Here is an 18,085-nt window from a genome sequence, read left to right as displayed (position 1 = left end):
ACGGATCTGGTGATCCCTGCCGCCGCCATCGAGGCCGCCGCCCGCCGCATCGCCGGCCGGGCCCGGCGGACGCCCGTCCTGACCGACGGATCCACGACCTACAAGCTCGAGCTCGTCCAGCACGCCGGGTCCTTCAAGGCGCGGGGCATGCTCAACAAGATCCTGGCGGCCGCCGAGCACGGCCTGCCGGAAGCCGGGGTGGTCGCCGCGTCGGGCGGCAACGCCGGACTGGCCGCCGCGTACGCGGCCCGGGAGCTGGGCGTGCCGGCCGAGATCTACGTGCCGGTCACCGCGCCGCCGGTCAAGGTCGCGAAGCTCGGCAAGCTGGGCGCCCGGGTCAGCCAGGTCGGCGAGGAGTACGCGGAGGCGTACGCGGCGGCCGTGGTGCACGCCGAATCGACCGGCGCGCTGTTCTGCCACGCGTACGACGACCCGGACATGGTGGCCGGCAACGGCACCCTCGGCCTGGAGCTGCTGGAGCAGCTGCCCCGCGGCTTCGACACGGTCCTGGTGGCGGTGGGCGGCGGTGGGCTGGTCGCCGGGCTCGGCGCGGCACTGCACGGGCGGGCGAAGGTGGTGGCGGTCGAGCCGCGGACCGCCCGTGCCCTGCACGCCGCGCTCGAGGCCGGCGAGCCGGTGGATGTTCCGGTGTCCGGGGTGGCGGCCGACTCGCTCGGCGCCCGCCGGGTGGGCGACATCGGCTTCCGGACCGCGGTGGAGGCCGGGATCGAGGCTGTGCTCGTCGACGACCAGGCCATCGTCGAGGCCCGCCGCCGGCTGTGGGAGGACTACCGCCTCGCCGTCGAGCACGGTACGGCCGCAGCCCAGGCCGCCCTGACCACGGGCGCGTACGTCCCCGCGCCGGGCGAGCGCGTCGTCGTGCTGCTGTGCGGCGCCAACACCGACCCGTCGACCCTTGCCTGAGCGGCACGAGCGGCTCATCGCGCGTACCCGCGAGGTCTGCGCCGCCGACGACCGGCTCGCCGCCGCGCTGATGTACGGCTCCTTCGCGACCGGCGAGGGCGACGAGCACAGCGACATCGAGTTCTGGCTGTTCTTCGCCGAGGATCCGGGCGACGAGCGGGCCTGGATCGAGCGGATCGCCCCGGTCACGTACGTCGTCCGCAACGAGTTCGGCAGCCACGTCGCCTTCTTCCCCGGCCTGATCCGCGGCGAGTTCCACTTCGCGCGCGTGGCCGACATCGCCGCCGTGGCCGAGTGGCCGGTGAGCCGCATCGTGCCGATCGTCGACCGCCACGGTCTCCTGCCCGAACCCGCCGGCGAGCTCGACACCGGAGCCGACGTGTGCGGGCGCTTCGCCAACTGGTTGCTGCTGGCGTACCACGTGGGGGAGCGCGGCGAGCGGTTGCGGCAGCTGGACGCCCTGGCGCATGCGCAGCGGCATCTGCTGTGGATGTCCCGCCTCGCCGAGGGCCGCACGGAGCACTGGCTGACGCCGTCGCGGCGCGCGGAGGCGGAGCTCGGCGCCGCCACTCTGGCCGCTCTGGGGCGTACCCATGAGGATGTGGGCGCGGCGTGGCGGGCGGGCCGCGCCCTCTGGCTGGAGCTCGACCCCGCACCGCCGGGGGAGTTGTTCGCCGAGCTGGACCGGGCGTTAGGCGCGTGACCGGGCCGCGGCCGTCACGCCGAGCAGCGCCAGCAGCAGACCGGTGAACCACAGCATCGCCGTCGTGGCCGGCAGGTAGCGGGTGGCGATGCCCAGGCCCAGCGCGGGGCCGATCAGGCCGAGGTAGGCGATGAGGAACAAGCCCGCGAGAGCCTCGCCCCGCGCGTGCGGAGCCGCCGCCGCGGCGACCGAGCCGATCGCCGACTTGAACAGCAGCCCCGCGCCCGCTCCGGCGATCGCGCCGCCGGCGAGGAACAGCGGCAGCGACGGCAGTTCCATGCCCGCGGCGAGCACGACGAGCCCGGCGGCCTCGGCGGTGAGCCCGGCGGTGAAGCGGCGCCCGGCCGGCAGCGCGCCGGACGCGGCCTGGCTGCCGGCCGCCGCCCCGAACACCACGAACACGACTACCCCGGCGAGCAGCCGGCCCGGGTGGTGCAGCGCGCCCGCGACGAACGTGGGCGCCAGCGAGGTGAACAGGCCGAAGACGGCGAACGCCGCGAAGGCGCCGAGCGCGGCGGTCACGTACGCCAGGCGGTCGGTCCCGGCCACGCGGATGCGCTGCGGCCGGTAGCGCGGCCGGGCGGTCGGCGCGGCCACCGTCTCCGGCGCGGCAGCGACGGCGACCGCGCTGAGCGCGAGCAGAACCAGGAAGACGACGTACGGGGTACGCAGCGGAGCCGTCACGAACTGGGCCAGCGCCCCCGCGGCCAGCGTCCCCGCCCCCAGCCCGCCGAGGTTGGCGGCCGCGGACACGAGCTCGAAGCGTCCCCGCCCCGCGTCCGGCCGGTGCGCGGCATGCAGCTCCAGCAGGTACGCGGTGGCCGTCGCGGTGATCATGCCGACGCCGAGACCGGTGACGAAGCGGGCCACGATCAGTCCGGGCAGCGCGGGCCACCCGAGGAACAGCACCGCCGCCAGCGCCTCCAGGCCGAGCGCGGGAAGCAGGATGCGGCGGCGGCCGGTCCAGTCGGAGATGTGCCCGGCCAGCAGCAGGCTGGTGACGACCCCGAGGGCGTACACGGCGAAGACGACCGTGACCGTGAACGAGGTGAAGCCGTCCTGCGCCTGGTAGAGCGGGTACAGCGGGGTGGGCACGGTCGAGAACGCCATCGAGATGGCGAAGACCGCGCCGATCAGCCAGAAGCTCACGCCGTGGCGGGCGGAGCTGCGCGGCTCGGCGGTCCGGGTGGAGACGGGTACGGCGGTGACTGTCATGCCTCGACGGTGCGCCGGCTCAAGCATCAAGTCCAACGAAGATTGATGCTGACGACAATCACCGGATGCGATAGTTGGGCGATGGAGCTGCGCCACCTCGCGTACTTCGTCGCCGTCGCGGACGAGCGCAGCTTCACCCGGGCGGCGGCGCGCCTGCACGTGGTGCAGTCCGGGGTGTCCGCCGCGATCAAGGCGCTGGAACGGGAGCTGGGCGCCGCGCTGCTGGAACGCACGTCGAAGCGGGTCGCGCTGACCGACGCGGGGGAGGCGCTGCTGCCCCGGGCCCGGGCCGCCCTGGACGCCGCGCGGGCCGCCCGCGACGCCGTCGACGAGGTGCGGGGCGGGCTGCGGGGCACCGTACGGATCGGCACCCTGACCTCGATCGCGCTGGTGGACGTGCCCGCCCTGCTCGGGGCGTTCCACCGGGCCCACCCCGCTGTCACGCTGCGGCTCACCGTGTCGACGCGCGGCTCCGGCGGGCTCGTCGACGCGCTGACCGACGGCAGCCTCGACCTGGCGCTGGTGTCCGTACCCGGGCGCGCGCCGGGCGGTGTCCACCTGCGACAGCTGCTCCGGCATCCCCTGGAACTGGTCCTGCCCGCCGGGCATCGGCTCGCCGGGCGGCCCGAGGTCACGGTCGCGGACCTCGCCGACGAGCTGTTCGTGGACTTCCCGATCGGGTACGGCAACCGCACGGTGGTCGACCGCGCGTTCGCCGCGGCCGGGATCGAGCGGCAGGTGTCGCTCGAGGTCATCGACCTCACCACCGCGGCGGGGTTCGTCGCGCACGGGCTGGGCGTGGCGATCCTGCCGCGGTTCGCCGTACCGGAAGGTCTGGAGCTCGTCATCCGGCCGCTGGCCGGCGCGGACCTGGACTGGCCGCTCGGGGTGGCCACCTCGGCGGTACGCGCGCCGAGCGCTGCCGCCCGGGCCCTGCTCGGCATGATCGACGATTACCTGCGGCCGCCGGCGGGCTGAGCCAACCGTCTGCGGGCGCGGGGTGATCTCCGCGATGCTGAGGACCATGACAGCTGACGACGTCCGCGTGCGGTCGGTGCGGCAGTTCCGCCGGTTCGCGCTGGTGGTCTGCCTCGCCGGGGCCGCCGTACAGCTCGCGTTGACGGCGTACTACCTGGGCATGGGGCACAAGGCGACGCCGCACCACGTACCCGTCGGCCTGGTGTCGCCGGTGGGCAAGCAGGCCGCCATCAACGACCTGCTCGAGCGCGACGGCGTCTTCGAGGTGCGGATGTACCGCGACGCCGGCGAGCTGCAGGCCGCCATCCGGCGCCGCGACGTGTACGGCGGTGTCGACGTGACCGCCGCGCAGCCGCACCTGTACGTGGCCGGCGCCGGGGGGACGGCCGCCGCGAGCCTGCTGCGGACCACGTACACCGCCGTGACCACGCAGCAGAACGGCCAGCAGCTCGCCGCCCTCGCCCAGCAGGGCGGTACGGTCTCCATCGCGCAGGCGCAGGCGCTGGGCACACCACCGCCGGTGACCGACGTGGTGCCGCTGCCCGCCGACGACGTCAACGGCGCCTCGCTGGGCTTCCTCACCCAGGCGCTCGCGCTCGGCGGCACCATCGCCTCCGTCGGGCTCGGCCGGCTCATCCCAAGGACCCGCCGGTCCTGGCGGCGTGGGCTCGCCCACCTGGCCACCCTTCTCGTGTACGCGCTGGGCTCGGCCGCCGTGGTGCTCTGGTCGATGAGCTGGTTCGGCGTCGGCGCGGGCGCGGACCGCGGGGAGATGTTCGGGATCTTCGCGCTCGTCTCGCTGGCGATCACCGGGTCGACCGCGGGCGCGGTGGCGCTGCTGGGTCCCGGCGGCGCGCTGCTGGGCGGCCTCTACTTCACCGTCGGTACGGTCATCAGCGGCGCGAGCATCCTCCCCGAGTTCCTGCCCGCGTTCGGCCGGGTGCTCGGCATGAACCTGCCGACGGGTGCCGGCGTGCAGGCGGTCCGCGACAACCTCTACTTCCCGGCCGCGCCCATCGGCGGGCACCTGCTCGTGCTGAGCCTCTACGCGGGCATCGGTTGCGCGCTGGTGCTGGTCACGAACCTGTTGCCGAACCGCAGCGACCGCACCTCGGAGCTCGATCTGGAGGTGCGGGACCGGATCGAGGGCAACGACGTGCGGGAGCCGGCGCGGATTCCCCTGCCCGCTTCTTGATCCGTTGTGACGTTCAGCTCGTGGATTCCCATGACCGATGCGGAGTACGGTCGATCCGTACTTGAAGCATCAAGTGCCAGAGGGAGCCACCATGTCTTTGGGTATTCGCAGCCGCGTCACCGTCCCGCTCAAGTTCGCGGACGGGTACGCGACCACGGCGGAGGTCATCACCTTCGACGGCCTCGCCGACGGCAAAGAGCACCTCGCCCTGGCGCTCGGCGACGTGGCCGGCGCGAGCGTGCCGCTGGTCCGGCCGCACTCCGAATGCCTCACCGGCGACGTGTTCGGCTCCGAACGCTGCGACTGCGGGCCGCAACTGCGCGAAGCCGTGGAACGCATCGCCACTGCCGGCGGCTACCTGCTCTACCTGCGCCAGGAGGGCCGCGGCATCGGGCTGTACGCCAAGCTCGACGCGTACGCGCTGCAGGACCGGGGGCTGGACACGTACGAGGCCAACCGGGCGCTCGGGCACGCCGACGACGAACGCGACTACACCGCCGCGGCGCAGATGCTCACGGTGCTCGGCGCCACCACGGTCGACCTGCTGACCAACAACCCGGACAAGGCCGCGCAGCTGCGGGCGCACGACATCGACGTCCGGACGGTGGTGCCGACCGGCGTGCACGCCTCCGACGCCAACGTGCGCTACCTGCAGGCGAAGGTGTCGCACACCGCCCACACGATCGACCTGCCGCTGGCCGTCTGAGTTCCTCCTCACGCTCAGCCATCGCGGGACCGCGCCGAACGGACAGGGGTCAGGCCGGACTAACGCGCGGAGGTTTCGCTGTGGGGATCGAGGCCGTCAACAACCGGATCGCGGACATCCAGAGCCGCATCATCTCGCTGCAGACCCAGCAGGCCGCCAAGTCCGCGCCCGCCTCGTCGGCCTCCCCTTCGTCGGCCCCCTCCGCCTCGGGGGCCTCGTTCGCCTCGGCACTCGCCGACGCGATGGGGACCCAGGCGTCCGGCTCCACCGCCGCGGCGAAGACCTACAAGCTGAACGGCAAAGGCATTCCGGTGGAGCTGGCCGCGTACGGCAACGGGAAGATCCCGGCGTCGGCGCTTTCGAAGGTGGGCGCAACCGGGCACAAGCTGTGGGCGCCGGCGGCCGAGTCGCTGAACCGGATGATGGCGGACGCCAAGGCTCAGGGGGTGCACATCGGGATCACCGACTCGTACCGGTCCTACGGCGAACAGGTCGACGTGGCTCGGCGTAAGGGGCTGTACTCGCAGGGCGGGCTGGCCGCTAAGCCTGGTACCAGTGAGCACGGGTGGGGGATGGCTACCGATCTCGACCTGAACTCCAAGGCTCAGGCTTGGATGCGGTCGCATGGTTCCGAGTACGGGTTCGTCGAGAACGTTCCTCGGGAGCCTTGGCATTGGGCCTATAAGCCTTCTTCTTAGGTTGTGGTTGCTGTGGGGGGGTGGGGGGGGGGGGGGGGGGGGGGCGGCCCGCGCCGGGGGGGGGGGGGCGAGAGGGGGGGAGGCGACACCCGGGGATCGCCTCACTCCGGGCGGTCAGGCTTGATCCCTGCGTGAGGCGATCCCCGCCCCCGAAGCCGTTGTGGTCCACCTGTTCGGTCAGGCGCGGGCTATGAGCTCGCCGTGGAGGATCGACAGCCAGCCGTCGTTGTCCGCGGCCCACTTCTGCCAGCCTTCGGCGATGCGCTGAAGCTCTGCCTCTGTGGCGGCTTTGCTCTTCAGGGCTTGGGTGGCCATGGCGGATTTGGTGATGCGGTCTGCCCAGAGGGTGCCCCACCAGGCGCGGTCTTCTTCTGTTGCGAAGCACCAGGTGCTCGATGTCGCAGTTACGTCGGTGAGGTTGGCGGCGTGGGCCCAGGCGAGGAGGTGGCGGGCGGCGTTGGGTTCGCCTCCGTTGGCGCGGGCTATGCGCTGGTAGAGGTCGAGCCATTCGGTGAGTTCGGGTAGTTCGGGATACCAGGTGAAGGCTGCGTAGTCGCTGTCGCGGACCGCGATGATGCCGCCGGGGCGGGTGACGCGGCGCATCTCGCGGAGGGCCTGGACCGGGTCGCCGACGTGTTGCAGGACCTGGTGGGCGTGGACCACGTCGAAGGTGTCGTCCGGGAAGTCGAGGGCGTGCACGTCGCCGACGGCGAAGTCGACGTTCGTCAGGTCGCGGCGGGCGATCTCCGCCCTGGCGAGGTTCAGGGCGTCCTCGGTCTGCTCGAGGGCGGTGATGCGGCCGGGTGTGATTCGCGTCGCCAGGTCGGCGGTGATGGTGCCGGGGCCGCAGCCGACGTCCAGCACGGTGGCGCCGGAGGTCAGGTGGGGGAGAAGGTACGCGGCCGAATTTTCTGCGGTGCGCCAGCGGTGTGAGCGCAGGACCGATTCGTGATGCCCGTGGGTGTAGACAGCAGCCATGCCACCGACGCTAGGACCGCGTCTCGTATTTCGGGAGAGCGATCCCGATAGGTGAGATCGTGACGGATACCTGATTTCCGTACGCGCAGATGGGGCCGTACTTTTGTCGCCATGAGGATCGGCATCGTCGGCGCGACGGGACAGGTCGGTGGCGTCATGCGCCGCATCCTGGCCGAGCGCCAGTTCCCAGTGGACCAGCTCCGGCTCTTCGCCTCCGCGCGCTCCGCGGGCCGCACCCTGCCCTGGCAGAACGGCGAAGTCACGGTCGAGGACGCCGCCACGGCGGACTTCCGCGGCCTCGACATCGTGCTGTTCTCGGCCGGCAAGGGCAGCTCCAAGGAGTACGCGCCCCGCGTCGCCGAAGCCGGCGCCGTGGTGATCGACAACTCCTCCGCCTGGCGGATGGACCCCGGCGTCCCGCTCGTGGTGGCCGAGGTGAACCCGGACGCCGCCGCGCAGCGCCCCAAGGGCATCATCGCCAACCCCAACTGCACCACGATGGCCGCGATGCCGGTGCTGCGCCCGCTGCACGACGAGGCCCAGCTGGTCGCGATGGTCGCCACCACGTACCAGGCCGTCTCCGGCGCGGGGCTGGCCGGCGTGGCCGAGCTCGACGAGCAGATCAAGAAGGTCGCCGACCGGGCCACCGAGCTCACCCACGACGGCGCCGCGGTCGAGTTCCCGGCGCCGCGCTCGTTCGCCCGGCCCATCGCGTTCAACGTGCTCCCGCTCGCCGGCTCGATCGTCGACGACGGCCTCGGCGAGACCGACGAGGAGCAGAAGCTGCGCAACGAGAGCCGGAAGATCCTCGGGATCCCGGACCTCAGGGTCTCCGGCACGTGCGTGCGCGTACCGGTCTTCACGGGCCACTCGCTGCAGGTGAACGCCCGCTTCGCCCGGCCGCTCAGCCCGGAGCGCGCCCGCGAGCTGCTCGCCTCCGCGCCCGGCGTGGAGCTGTCGGACGTGCCCACCCCGCTGCAGGCGGCCGGGCAGGACCCGACGTACGTGGGCCGCATCCGCGCCGACGAGACCGCCGACAACGGCCTGGCCCTGTTCCTGTCGAACGACAACCTGCGCAAGGGTGCCGCGCTCAACGCCGTACAGGTGGCGGAAGTGGTTGCCAAGTCGCTCTGATCGCCGCTCCGTAAAGCCCGTCCCACCGCGTCGGTGGGGCGGGTTTTGTCGTTCCTTCGGGGGGTCTTCGCGACGCTCCACTATGGAAAAACCGGGCTTTTTGCCTGAATCGGTAGCGCATGGTCGGTTTGAGGTGCACAGTGATGTCATGAACGACAGTGGGCCTGGCGGGGGCGGCTATTTCTGGTGCCTCCGGCATGACCGGGTCGAGTCCGGGGACGACGTGTGTCCTGCCCAGTTCCGGCTCGGTCCGTACGCCTCCGCTGACGACGCCACGCGGGCACTCGAGACCGTCGAGAAGCGCAATGCGGCGTGGGATGCCGAGGATGCCCGCTGGACCGGGGAGGTCAGCTAGACCCGGCACGACCGCTGTGTCCAAGCCGGAATCTTCGGTCTCCGTGCGGAGACTAGCCCGCAGTCATTCGCTAGGAGGAACGACCCCATGGCCGTGACCAAGAAGGCCGCCCCGACCCGGGCTGCCGCGACGAAGCCCGCCGCCAGGCCGGCCGCCGCGCCGAAGCCCGCGGCCGGCAAGCGCGCCGTCGCCGCCACCTCGGCCGCCGGCAAGCGCGCCGCCACCACCGCGACCGCCACCAAGCGGACCGCCGCGGCCTCCTCGGCCGCCACCAAGCGCACCACCGCCGCAACGGCCACCCCGAAGCGCGCCTCCGCCGCCACGCCGACGGCCGCCAAGCGCACGTCCGCCGCGACCGCGACCGCCACCAGGTCCGCGTCGTCGGCCAAGGCGTCGACCGCGAAGGCCTCGAAGGCTTCGGCCGGCGCGAAGGCTCCGAAGCCGGCCACCGCGGCGGTCAAACCGGCCGCGGGCAAGGCCTCGAAGCCGGCCGCCGGGAAGGCGAAGGGCGGCGCGGCGGCCAAGGCGACGTCGGCCGTGAAGTCGGTCGCGGCCAAGGCGACCGGCGCGGTGAAGTCGACCGCGGCCAAGGCGGCGTCGGCGACCAAGAAGGCGGCCCCGGCCAAGCAGACGGCCGCGAAGAAGGCGCCTGCCAAGACCGCGACCAAGGCCACTGCCAAGACCGCCGCGACCAAGGCCACTGCCAAGACCGCCGCGGCCAGGGCCACCACGACCAAGACCGCCGCGGCCAAGAGCACGATGGCCAAGAAGGCGCCGGCCAAGGCCGCGACGAAGACCGCCCCGGCGAAGAAGGCGTCGACCGCGAAGGCGGCTCCCGCGAAGAAGGCGTCGACCGCCAAGGCTGTCCCCGCGAAGAAGGCGTCGACCGCGAAGGCGGCTCCGGCGAAGAAGTCCGCGACCGCCAAGCCGGCCCCGGCGAAGAAGGCAGTGTCCGGTAACGCCGCCGCCGCGAAGGTGCGGCCCGCCGCCAAGTCGGCCAACGCCAAGTCGGCCAACGCCAAGCCCGCGTCGATGATGAAGACCTCGGCCACCAACGCCGGCCGGGTCAAGCAGCCCGCGAGCCCCGCCGCCGCCCGCAAGGCCACCGCGGCCAGCAACGGGCGCGCGGCGTCCACCACGGCACGCAAGGCGACCGCCAAGCGCTGATCCCGCCGTACACCTTCAGGGCCGTGCCGTCGTCGGTGCGGCCCTGTCGCGTGTTAGGAATGACCCGTGCCGATCAAACGGGTAGTGGCTCCGCGCATCGACTTCTCCGAGCTGCGGAGGGAGCTGCACCTCCCGGACGGGTATCCGGACGCGGCGCTGGCGGAGGCGGCGGAGGCGGCCGCAACACCGCTGCCCGCCACCGATCGCACCGACGTGCCGTTCGTGACCGTCGACCCGCCCACGTCCCGGGACCTCGATCAGGCTTTGCACCTGAGCCGCCGGCCCGGCGGCTACCGCGTGCGGTACGCGATCGCCGACGTCGCCGCGTACGTGCGGCCGGGCGGTCCGCTGGAGGCCGAGACCTGGGTACGCGGCCAGACCGTGTACCTGCCGGACGGCAAAGTCCCGCTGCACCCGACCGTGCTGAGCGAGGACGCCGTGAGCCTGCTGCCGGACGTGGACCGTGCGGCCGTCCTGTGGACGATCGACCTGGACGCCGACGGGGCCATCGCGGCCGTCGAGCTGGAACGGGCCCGCGTCCGCAGCCGTGCCAAGCTCGACTATGCCGGGGTGCAGCAGGCCGTCGACGCGGGCACGGCTGCGGAGGCCGTCGCGTTGCTTCCCGAGATCGGGGCGTTGCTCGCCGCGCGGGCGGCCGCCCGGGGCGCGGTGAACCTGCCGCTGCCCGAGCAGGAGGTCGAGCCCGCCGGCGACGGGTGGCAGCTGACGCTGCGGGCCCCGCTGCCCGTCGAGGAGCACAACGCCCAGATCTCGCTGCTCACCGGCATGGCCGCCGCGACGCTGATGCTGGACGGCGGCGTGGGGCTGCTGCGGACGATGCCGCCGCCGCGGCCGGAGGCCGTCGCGAAGCTGCGGGCCGCCGCGGCGTCGCTGGGCGTGACGTGGCCGGACGGCGCCTCGGTCGGCGCGGTCGTCTCGTCGGTGGACCCGGCCGCTCCGCGAGGTGCCGCTTTCCTCATGCAGGCGGCCGAGCTGCTGCGCGGGGCGGGGTACACGGCCTTCGACGGGGCGGGACCGGAGCAGACCGGGCACGGCGGCGTGGGTGCGCCGTACGCGCATGTCACCGCGCCGCTGCGCCGCCTGGCCGACCGGTACGCCACCGAGGTCTGCCTCGCCCTGCACGAGGGCCGGGAGGTGCCGGACTGGGTCCGCGAGGCCCTGCCGCGCCTGCCGAAGACGATGGCCACGACGGACCGGGTCGCCTCGGCCGCGGAACGGGGCGCCGTCTCGCTCGCCGAGGCGGTGCTGCTCGCGCACCGGGTGGGGGAGACGTTCGAGGCCGGCGTGCTGGACGTGGACGATCCCGCCGAGGCCGGTGCGAAGCCACGGCCGGCCGGCGGGACGGTGGCGATCGACGAGCCGGCCGTGCAGTCCCGCTGCGTCGGAGAGCTGCCGCTGGGCGAGCGGATTCCCGTACGCCTGGCCGAGGCCGACCCGAAGACGCGTACGGTCCGCTTCGAGCGCCCCTAGGGCAGTTGCGGGACCCCGGCGGCGTCCAGCGGCCAGGCGGGGTTGTGGGTGATCTCCCAGAGGTGCCCGTCGGGGTCGGTGAAGTAGCCGAGGTAGCCGCCCCACTCGGCCGGGCTGCCCGCCTTCACCAGCGTCGCGCCGGCCTGGACGGCGGTGCGCAGGGCCTCGTCGACCGCGGCGGGGCTCTCCACGTTGATCGCGAGCATCGTGCCGCGGAAGTCGGTGGCCGGGTTCGGGGGCGTGGGACGCGTCGGCAGACCCGCGTCAGCCGAGATGTCGTCCGTGGCCACCAGCGAGAGCAGGCCGCCGGCGGTGTGGAAGAAGCTCACCACCCCGGGCACCGAGGCGGGCGACAGCCGCCAGCCGAGCGAGCCGTAGAACTCGGTCGCGCGGACGACGTCGGCCACGCCGAGGGTGGCGAGGCTGACCCGGGCAGGAACGGACACGTGACACCTCCTGGTACGAAGTCTGCCACGATAGATGATCTTGCCCGGGTTCGCCCTCGATCTAGAAGGTGTGCTCCGCGGTCGGGAACTCCCCGTTGCGCACCTCGTCGGCGTAGCGGCGGGCGGCCTCACCCAGCACGCCGGCGAGGTCGGCGTACCGCTTCACGAAGCGCGGCGCCCTGCCCTCGCGCAGCCCGGCCATGTCCTGCCAGACCAGCACCTGCGCGTCGGTGTCCGGGCCCGCGCCGATGCCCACGGTCGGGATCGGCAGCTCCTTGGTGATCTGCTTGGCGACCTCGCCGGGCACCATCTCCAGCACCACCGCGAAGGCGCCCGCCTCGGCGACCGCCCGGGCGTCGGCGATGACCTCCTCGGCGGCGCTGCCGCGGCCCTGCACCCGGTAGCCGCCGATGGCGTGCTCGCTCTGCGGGGTGAAACCGACGTGCGCCATCACCGGGATGCCGGCACCGGTGATCGCGCGGATCTGCTCGGCGACGCGGCGGCCGCCCTCCAGCTTGACGGCGTGCGCGCCGCCCTCCTTCATGAACCGTACGGCGGTGCGCAGGCCCTGCACCGGGCCCTCCTCGTACGAGCCGAAGGGCAGGTCGGCCACGATGAGCGCGGTGGTCGTGGCGCGGACGACCGCGCGGACGAGGGGCAGCAGCTCGTCGGTCGTGACGGGCAGCGTCGTCTCGTACCCGAAGACGTTGTTGGCCGCGGAGTCGCCGACCAGCAGCACCGGGATGCCGGAGCGGTCGAACAGCGCGGCAGTGTACTGGTCGTACGAGGTCAGCATCGCCCAGCGGTCGCCGCGTTCCTTGGCGGCGAGCAGGTCGCGGGTGCGGACGCGGCGCGTGGGCGGGCCGCCGTACAGGGTGGGCACCTCGGCGGGTGTCTCGGACATCGTCGTCTCCTTCCCTCGAGGCCGCGGTGTGCGGTCCCCGGGTCTGATTCGCATCGTCGCACCCGGGGTGGCCCCGCGGTCAGAGGTGAGTGGAGCCGGTCACAGGAACCTCAGGCGTTCTCCCGGAACCGGTTGGTGATCGGCAGGCGGCGGTCGCGGCCGAACGCCTTGATGGAGATCTTCGTCCCCGGCGCGGACTGGCGGCGCTTGTATTCGGCGATGTCGACCATCCGCAGCACCCGGTCCACCAGCGCGGCGTCGTGGCCGGCGGCGACGAGGTCGTCGCGGCCCAGGTCACCGTCGATGTACCCGGACAGGATCGCGTCGAGGATCTCGTAGTCGGGCAGCGAATCGGTGTCCACCTGGCCCGGGCGCAGCTCGGCCGACGGCGGCTTGGTGATGGAGTTCTCCGGGATCGGGGGCTCGCCGCCGCGGTGCGCCGCGTCCTCGTTGCGCCACTTGGCCAGCCGCCACACCATCGTCTTCGGTACGTCCTTGAGCGGGTTGAAGCCGCCGACGGAGTCGCCGTACAGCGTCGAGTAGCCGACCGCCAGCTCGCTCTTGTTGCCGGTGGTGAGCACGAGGTGGCCCTCCTGGTTCGACAGCGCCATGAGGATCACGCCGCGGACGCGGGCCTGCAGGTTCTCGACAGCGAGGCCGGAGAGCGACATGTTGGCCAGGAACGCGTCGACCATCGGCTGGATCGGCTCGCTGCGGTAGTCCAGGGCGGTGCGCTTGGCCAGGTCGGCGGCGTCGTCGCGGGAGTGGGTCGAGGAGTAACCGCTGGGCATGGAGACGCCGACCACGCGTTCCGGTCCGAGCGCGTCCACGGCGATCGCCGCGACGACCGCCGAGTCGATGCCGCCGGACAGGCCCAGCACCACCGAGCGGAAGCCGTTCTTCTCCACGTAGTCGCGCAGGCCGAGGGTGAGCGCGGACCAGATCTCCGCCTCGTCGGTGACGCGCTCCGCGATGCCGCCGACCGCCGGTCCGTCGCTCAGGGGGCGGGGCGTGGCGGTGAGGCGTACGCGTTCGATCGTCATGTCGTCGTCGCCCTGGTCCTCGCCGTGCGGCGCCTCCGAGGAGGAGGGCGGCACCGGCGGGGTGGCCGCGTCGACCGGCGCGGACTCGACCTCCACGTCGTGCACGAGCAGCTCCTCGGTGAACTGCCCGGCCCGGGTGAGCAGCTCGCCGGTCGCGGTCACGATCATCGAGTCGCCGTCGAAGACCAGCTCGTCCTGCCCGCCGACGAGGTTCACGTACGCCACGGTCGCGCCCGCCTCGGCGGCCCGGCGCTTGACCAGCGGCAGTCGCACGTCGTCCTTGTCGAGTTCGTACGGCGAGGCGTTGATGGTGACGACCAGCCCGACGCCGGCCCGGCGCGCGGCGGCGAACGGGCCGCCGGCCTGCCACAGGTCCTCGCAGACGGTGAGCGCCACGTCGACCTCGCCGAAGCGCACCACGGTCAGCGAGGTGCCCGGCTCGAAGTAGCGGTCCTCGTCGAAGACGCCGTAGTTGGGCAGGTGGTGCTTGAAGTACGTGGCCGCCACCTCGCCGCCGATCAGCAGCGCTGAGGCGTCCCGGCGACCGCTGCCCGGCACCGCGTCGGCGCTGGTGGGTGCGGGACCGTCGGCGTCCACGTATCCGACGACCACGGCGACGTCGCCGAGGCCGTCCGCGGCGAGGTCGGTGGCGAGCTGCCGCAGCGCGTCCTGCGAGGCCTTGACGAACGAGTTCCGGAACACCAGGTCCTCGATGGGATACCCGGTCAGCATCATCTCGGGGAACGCGACGAGCTGCGCGCCGGCGTCGGCGGCCCGGCGGGTCCAGCGGCGGACCGCGGCGGCGTTGCCGGGAATGTCACCGACGGTCGAGTTCACCTGGGCAAGGGCGATGCGCAACGAGGGCATGCCACTATTCTTCCCCAGGTGGGGAGATCCCATGTCGGTGTCCCCTGCCGCCGGGCCCTCATGGCCAGCGTAATCTCGGCGTAACGGAACAAGGGGAGACTGGCCGCCGGGCGAGTACGAGGGGTTGACGTGGACCGACAGCAGGAGTTCGTGCTCCGGACGCTCGAAGAGCGGGACATCCGTTTTGTCCGGCTCTGGTTCACCGACGTGCTCGGCACCCTGAAGAGCGTGTCGGTCGCGCCGGCCGAGCTCGAGTCCGCCTTCGAGGAGGGCATCGGCATCGACGGCTCGGCGATCGAGGGCTTCGCCCGGGTCTCCGAGTCCGACATGGTCGCCATGCCCGACCCGACCACCTTCCAGGTCTTCCCGTTCGAGGGCGGGGCCAGCGGCGAGAGCGCCCGGATGTTCTGCGACATCCTGCTGCCCGACGGCAGCGCCGCCTGGGCCGACCCGCGCCACGTGCTGCGCCGCATGCTCGCCAAGGCGGCGGAGAAGGGCTTCACCTTCTACACGCACCCCGAGGTCGAGTTCTTCCTCGTGCAGGACGGCCCGCTGGACGGCTCGGTGCCGATCCCGGTCGACGGCGGCGGCTACTTCGACCACACCACGCACTCGGTCGCGCGCGACTTCCGCCGCCAGGCCGTGCTCGCGCTCGAGCGCATCGGCATCTCGGTCGAGTTCAGCCACCACGAGGTCGCGCCCGGCCAGCAGGAGATCGACCTGCGGTACGCCGACGCCCTCACCACCGCCGACAACATCATGACGTTCCGGCACGTGGTCAAGGAGGTGGCGCTGTCGCAGGGCGTGCGCGCGACCTTCATGCCGAAGCCGTACACGGACCAGCCCGGCAGCGGCATGCACACGCACCTGTCGCTGTTCGAGGGCGAGAGCAACGCCTTCCACGACGCCGAGGACCCGCTGAAGCTCTCCAAGACCGCCCGCGCGTTCATCGCCGGGCTGCTGGTGCACGCCCGGGAGTACACGGCCGTCACCAACCAGTGGGTCAACTCGTACAAGCGGCTGTTCCCGCTGCAGCTGCCGGACCGGATCACCGAGTCGCCGGCGTTCGTCAGCTGGGGCCACCTGAACCGCTCCGCGCTGGTCCGGGTGCCCGCGTTCGGCAAGCCCAACTCGGCCCGCGTCGAGGTGCGCTCGATCGACTCCGCGACCAACCCGTACCTCGCCTTCGCCGTGCTGCTGGGCGCCGGGCTCAAGGGCATCGAGGAGGGGTACGAGCTGCCCCCGGGCGCCGAGGACGACGTGCTGGCGCTGTCGCCGCAGGAGCGCAAGGCCATGGGGTACGACTCGCTGCCGGAGAACCTGGCCGAGGCGATCGACGTGATGGCCAAGTCGGAGCTGATCCCGGAGGTCCTCGGGGAGCACGTGTTCGACTTCTTCCTGCGCAACAAGCGGCAGGAGTGGGAGCAGTACAGGCGCGAAGTCACGCCGTACGAGCGGCAGCGCTACCTCGGGACACTCTGATCTTTCGCCCGGCCGGTGGATCACCCGCCTGTGCTGGTCCGATACGGTGCCTCTGACGTCATCGCGAGGGAGACACCGTGCTGGAGAATCTGCTGGAGGGCGCCGGACGCAGCATCGTGTTCGGCGCGGTCGGCATCGGGCTGATGGCCCTGGGCTTCGTGCTCGTCGATCTGCTGACCCCGGGCAAGCTGCGTGACCTGATCTGGGTCGACAAGAACCCGAACGCGGCCCTGCTCCTGGCCTCGAACCAGCTGGGGATCGCGGCGATCGTGTTTACGGCGATCTTCACCAGCTACTCGAACTTCGGCGAAGGGCTGGCCTCCACGGCCATCTTCGGCGTGCTCGGCATCGCGGTGATGGCCCTGGCGTTCCTGGTGCTCGACTGGATGACGCCGGGCAAGCTCGGCGAGGTCATCTGCACCCAGGAACGGCACCCGGGCGCCATGGTCAGCGCGGCCTCGCACTTCGGCGCCGCGCTGATCGTCTGCGCCTGCATCGCCTGACGCCGCCCGCGCCGTGCAGATCGACCTGGAGCCGGTCACCGCGGACAACTGGCGTGCGTGCGCCGCTCTGACCGTACGGCCGGAGCAGCGTGAGTTCGTCAGCGACGTCGCGTACTACCTCTGCCTGTGCCACTACGGCGGCCTGTGGCACCCGCTGGCCGTCACCGTCGGCGGGCAGGTCGCCGGGTTCTGCATGTGGGCCGTGGACGACGACCGCAGCCGGTGGATCGGCGGGATCGTCGTGGACCGGTCGCGGCAGCGGCAGGGCATCGGCCGGGCGCTGGTGCTCGCGCTGCGCGACCGGCTCGCCGCCGAACCGGGCACCCCGAACGTCGCCCTCAGTTACTCGCCGCTCAACGCGGCCGCCCGGGCGCTGTACCTCTCGCTCGGGTTCGCCGAGACGGGCGAGACGGAGGGCGACGAGGTCGTGGCCCGATGGAGCGTGTCCCACGCCGCGTGAACGGGGTGCGGGCGGGGTTTCCGTCGGTCCCACCCGATAGCCTCGACGGGTGGGTACAGCACTGGTGATCGAGAACGACCCGTCCGACGATCTGCGCCGGCTCGGCGACTGGTTCGCCGAGGCGGGGCTCGAGCTGACGGTCGTACGGCCGCACGCGGGCGAGCCGCTCCCGGAGAACCTGGACGGGTTCCTGGGCCTCGTGGTGCTCGGCGGCGACCAGAGCGCCTTCGCCGACGCCGACGGCCGGCCCGGGGCGCCCTGGTTCCCCGAGCTCGAAGGGCTGCTGCGCAAGGCGGTCCGGCACCACGTGCCGACGCTCGGCGTCTGCCTGGGCGCGCAACTGCTGGCGCAGGCGCACGGCGGGCTGGTCGAGCGCAGCACGTCCGGCCCGGAGATCGGGCCGGGCCTGGTGGGGCGCCGCGACGCCGCGGACGGTGACCCGCTGTTCAAGTACGTGCCGCTGCTGCCGGACGTGGTGCAGTGGCACGCCGACGAGATCACCGAGCTGCCGATCGGGGCCGTGCTGCTGGCCGCCTCGAGCCGTTACCCGCACCAGGCGTTCCGGCTCGGCGACCGGGCCTGGGGCCTGCAGTTCCACATCGAGTGCGACGCCGGCATGATCGCCGCCTGGGCCCGGTCGGACGCGGCCGTCCTCGAGGAGCTGGGCTACGACCCCGAGGTCGTCATCGCCGCCACCGCCGACGTGCTCGCCGACGTCGAGGAGGTCTGGCAGCCGTTCACCGCCCGGTTCGCCGCGCTGGCCCGCGGCGAGCTGCCCGGCGCCGACATCCCCGCCCCCGGCACCCCGCGCACGCTGCCGCTGCTGGGACAGTGAG

19 protein-coding genes are annotated in these 18,085 nt (G+C 72.6%); 14 read left to right on the top strand and 5 right to left on the bottom strand.

What is annotated here, in order from left to right; all coding sequences use genetic code 11:
- The first annotated feature begins 9 nt into the window (after positions 1 to 9).
- A complete protein-coding gene (locus IT780_RS39780; protein WP_199517066.1) occupies positions 10 to 924 on the top strand; it encodes a serine/threonine dehydratase in 915 nt (304 codons plus the stop codon).
- The gene (locus tag IT780_RS39775) at positions 917 to 1,627 is read left to right on the top strand and encodes a nucleotidyltransferase family protein (protein ID WP_199517065.1); all 711 of its coding nucleotides are present in this window, start codon (positions 917 to 919) and stop codon (positions 1,625 to 1,627) included. Before IT780_RS39780 ends, IT780_RS39775 begins: the two co-directional genes overlap by 8 nt.
- On the opposite strand, the gene IT780_RS39770 is transcribed toward IT780_RS39775, so the two are convergent.
- Positions 1,616 to 2,842 carry an MFS transporter gene (locus tag IT780_RS39770; protein WP_199517064.1) on the bottom strand — a complete coding sequence of 409 codons (1,227 nt, stop codon included), beginning with the start codon at positions 2,840 to 2,842 and terminating at the stop codon, positions 1,616 to 1,618. The two genes, IT780_RS39775 and IT780_RS39770, sit on opposite strands and share 12 nt — an antisense overlap.
- 81 nt (positions 2,843 to 2,923) lie before the next feature.
- Between IT780_RS39770 and IT780_RS39765 the strand changes: the two genes are divergently transcribed.
- The 4 genes from IT780_RS39765 to IT780_RS39750 all read left to right on the top strand — a co-directional run bounded on the left by IT780_RS39765 (position 2,924) and on the right by IT780_RS39750 (position 6,419).
- Positions 2,924 to 3,820: a LysR family transcriptional regulator gene (locus tag IT780_RS39765; RefSeq protein ID WP_199517063.1), complete on the top strand. Its 897-nt coding sequence runs from the start codon at positions 2,924 to 2,926 to the stop codon at positions 3,818 to 3,820.
- Between the two features lie 46 nt (positions 3,821 to 3,866).
- Positions 3,867 to 5,015 carry an ABC transporter permease gene (locus tag IT780_RS39760; RefSeq protein ID WP_233414290.1) on the top strand — a complete coding sequence of 383 codons (1,149 nt, stop codon included), beginning with the start codon at positions 3,867 to 3,869 and terminating at the stop codon, positions 5,013 to 5,015.
- Positions 5,016 to 5,106: 91 nt separating this feature from the next.
- On the top strand, positions 5,107 to 5,721 hold the full coding sequence (locus IT780_RS39755) for a GTP cyclohydrolase II (RefSeq protein WP_199517061.1): 615 nt from the start codon (positions 5,107 to 5,109) through the stop codon (positions 5,719 to 5,721).
- Between the two features lie 80 nt (positions 5,722 to 5,801).
- On the top strand, positions 5,802 to 6,419 hold the full coding sequence (locus IT780_RS39750) for a M15 family metallopeptidase (protein WP_199517060.1): 618 nt from the start codon (positions 5,802 to 5,804) through the stop codon (positions 6,417 to 6,419).
- A 177-nt stretch (positions 6,420 to 6,596) separates the two neighbouring features.
- On the opposite strand, the gene IT780_RS39745 is transcribed toward IT780_RS39750, so the two are convergent.
- Positions 6,597 to 7,397 (bottom strand): class I SAM-dependent methyltransferase, encoded by an 801-nt coding sequence (locus tag IT780_RS39745; protein ID WP_199517059.1) that lies wholly within the window; start codon positions 7,395 to 7,397, stop codon positions 6,597 to 6,599.
- A gap of 111 nt (positions 7,398 to 7,508) precedes the next feature.
- On the opposite strand from IT780_RS39745, the gene IT780_RS39740 reads away from it, so the two are divergent.
- The 4 genes from IT780_RS39740 (at position 7,509) to IT780_RS39725 (ending at position 11,544) form a co-directional block, all read left to right on the top strand.
- Positions 7,509 to 8,531, top strand: coding sequence for an aspartate-semialdehyde dehydrogenase (locus IT780_RS39740; protein ID WP_199517058.1), 1,023 nt, complete (start codon positions 7,509 to 7,511; stop codon positions 8,529 to 8,531).
- Between the two features lie 148 nt (positions 8,532 to 8,679).
- Positions 8,680 to 8,886, top strand: coding sequence for a hypothetical protein (locus IT780_RS39735; RefSeq protein WP_199517057.1), 207 nt, complete (start codon positions 8,680 to 8,682; stop codon positions 8,884 to 8,886).
- Positions 8,887 to 8,973: 87 nt separating this feature from the next.
- Entirely contained in the window at positions 8,974 to 10,053 is a 1,080-nt protein-coding gene (locus tag IT780_RS39730) for a hypothetical protein (RefSeq protein ID WP_199517056.1), read from the top strand.
- Between the two features lie 66 nt (positions 10,054 to 10,119).
- Entirely contained in the window at positions 10,120 to 11,544 is a 1,425-nt protein-coding gene (locus IT780_RS39725) for an RNB domain-containing ribonuclease (protein ID WP_199517055.1), read from the top strand.
- Here IT780_RS39725 and IT780_RS39720 read toward each other — a convergent pair.
- From IT780_RS39720 to IT780_RS39710, 3 genes are all read right to left on the bottom strand, one after another.
- On the bottom strand, positions 11,541 to 11,990 hold the full coding sequence (locus IT780_RS39720) for a VOC family protein (RefSeq protein WP_199517054.1): 450 nt from the start codon (positions 11,988 to 11,990) through the stop codon (positions 11,541 to 11,543). The two genes, IT780_RS39725 and IT780_RS39720, sit on opposite strands and share 4 nt — an antisense overlap.
- 61 nt (positions 11,991 to 12,051) lie before the next feature.
- Positions 12,052 to 12,894 carry a 3-methyl-2-oxobutanoate hydroxymethyltransferase gene (panB, locus tag IT780_RS39715; RefSeq protein WP_199517053.1) on the bottom strand — a complete coding sequence of 281 codons (843 nt, stop codon included), beginning with the start codon at positions 12,892 to 12,894 and terminating at the stop codon, positions 12,052 to 12,054.
- A gap of 110 nt (positions 12,895 to 13,004) precedes the next feature.
- The gene (locus IT780_RS39710; RefSeq protein WP_199517052.1) at positions 13,005 to 14,804 is read right to left on the bottom strand and encodes an NAD+ synthase; all 1,800 of its coding nucleotides are present in this window, start codon (positions 14,802 to 14,804) and stop codon (positions 13,005 to 13,007) included.
- 129 nt (positions 14,805 to 14,933) lie between these two features.
- On the opposite strand from IT780_RS39710, the gene IT780_RS39705 reads away from it, so the two are divergent.
- The 4 genes from IT780_RS39705 (at position 14,934) to IT780_RS39690 (ending at position 18,084) form a co-directional block, all read left to right on the top strand.
- The gene (locus tag IT780_RS39705; protein ID WP_199517051.1) at positions 14,934 to 16,286 is read left to right on the top strand and encodes a glutamine synthetase family protein; all 1,353 of its coding nucleotides are present in this window, start codon (positions 14,934 to 14,936) and stop codon (positions 16,284 to 16,286) included.
- Between the two features lie 77 nt (positions 16,287 to 16,363).
- Positions 16,364 to 16,789 carry a DUF350 domain-containing protein gene (locus IT780_RS39700; RefSeq protein ID WP_199517050.1) on the top strand — a complete coding sequence of 142 codons (426 nt, stop codon included), beginning with the start codon at positions 16,364 to 16,366 and terminating at the stop codon, positions 16,787 to 16,789.
- Positions 16,790 to 16,802: 13 nt separating this feature from the next.
- Entirely contained in the window at positions 16,803 to 17,249 is a 447-nt protein-coding gene (locus tag IT780_RS39695; RefSeq protein WP_199517049.1) for a GNAT family N-acetyltransferase, read from the top strand.
- A gap of 49 nt (positions 17,250 to 17,298) precedes the next feature.
- Entirely contained in the window at positions 17,299 to 18,084 is a 786-nt protein-coding gene (locus IT780_RS39690) for a type 1 glutamine amidotransferase (protein WP_199517048.1), read from the top strand.
- Position 18,085 lies beyond the last annotated feature (1 nt).

It is taken from the genome of Nucisporomicrobium flavum (genome assembly GCF_016464385.1).
In the GTDB taxonomy this organism is placed as follows: domain Bacteria; phylum Actinomycetota; class Actinomycetes; order Mycobacteriales; family Micromonosporaceae; genus Actinoplanes; species Actinoplanes flavus_A.
The sequence above is the reverse complement of the archived record's forward strand: the minus strand, read 5'-3'. Positions and strand labels throughout refer to the sequence as shown.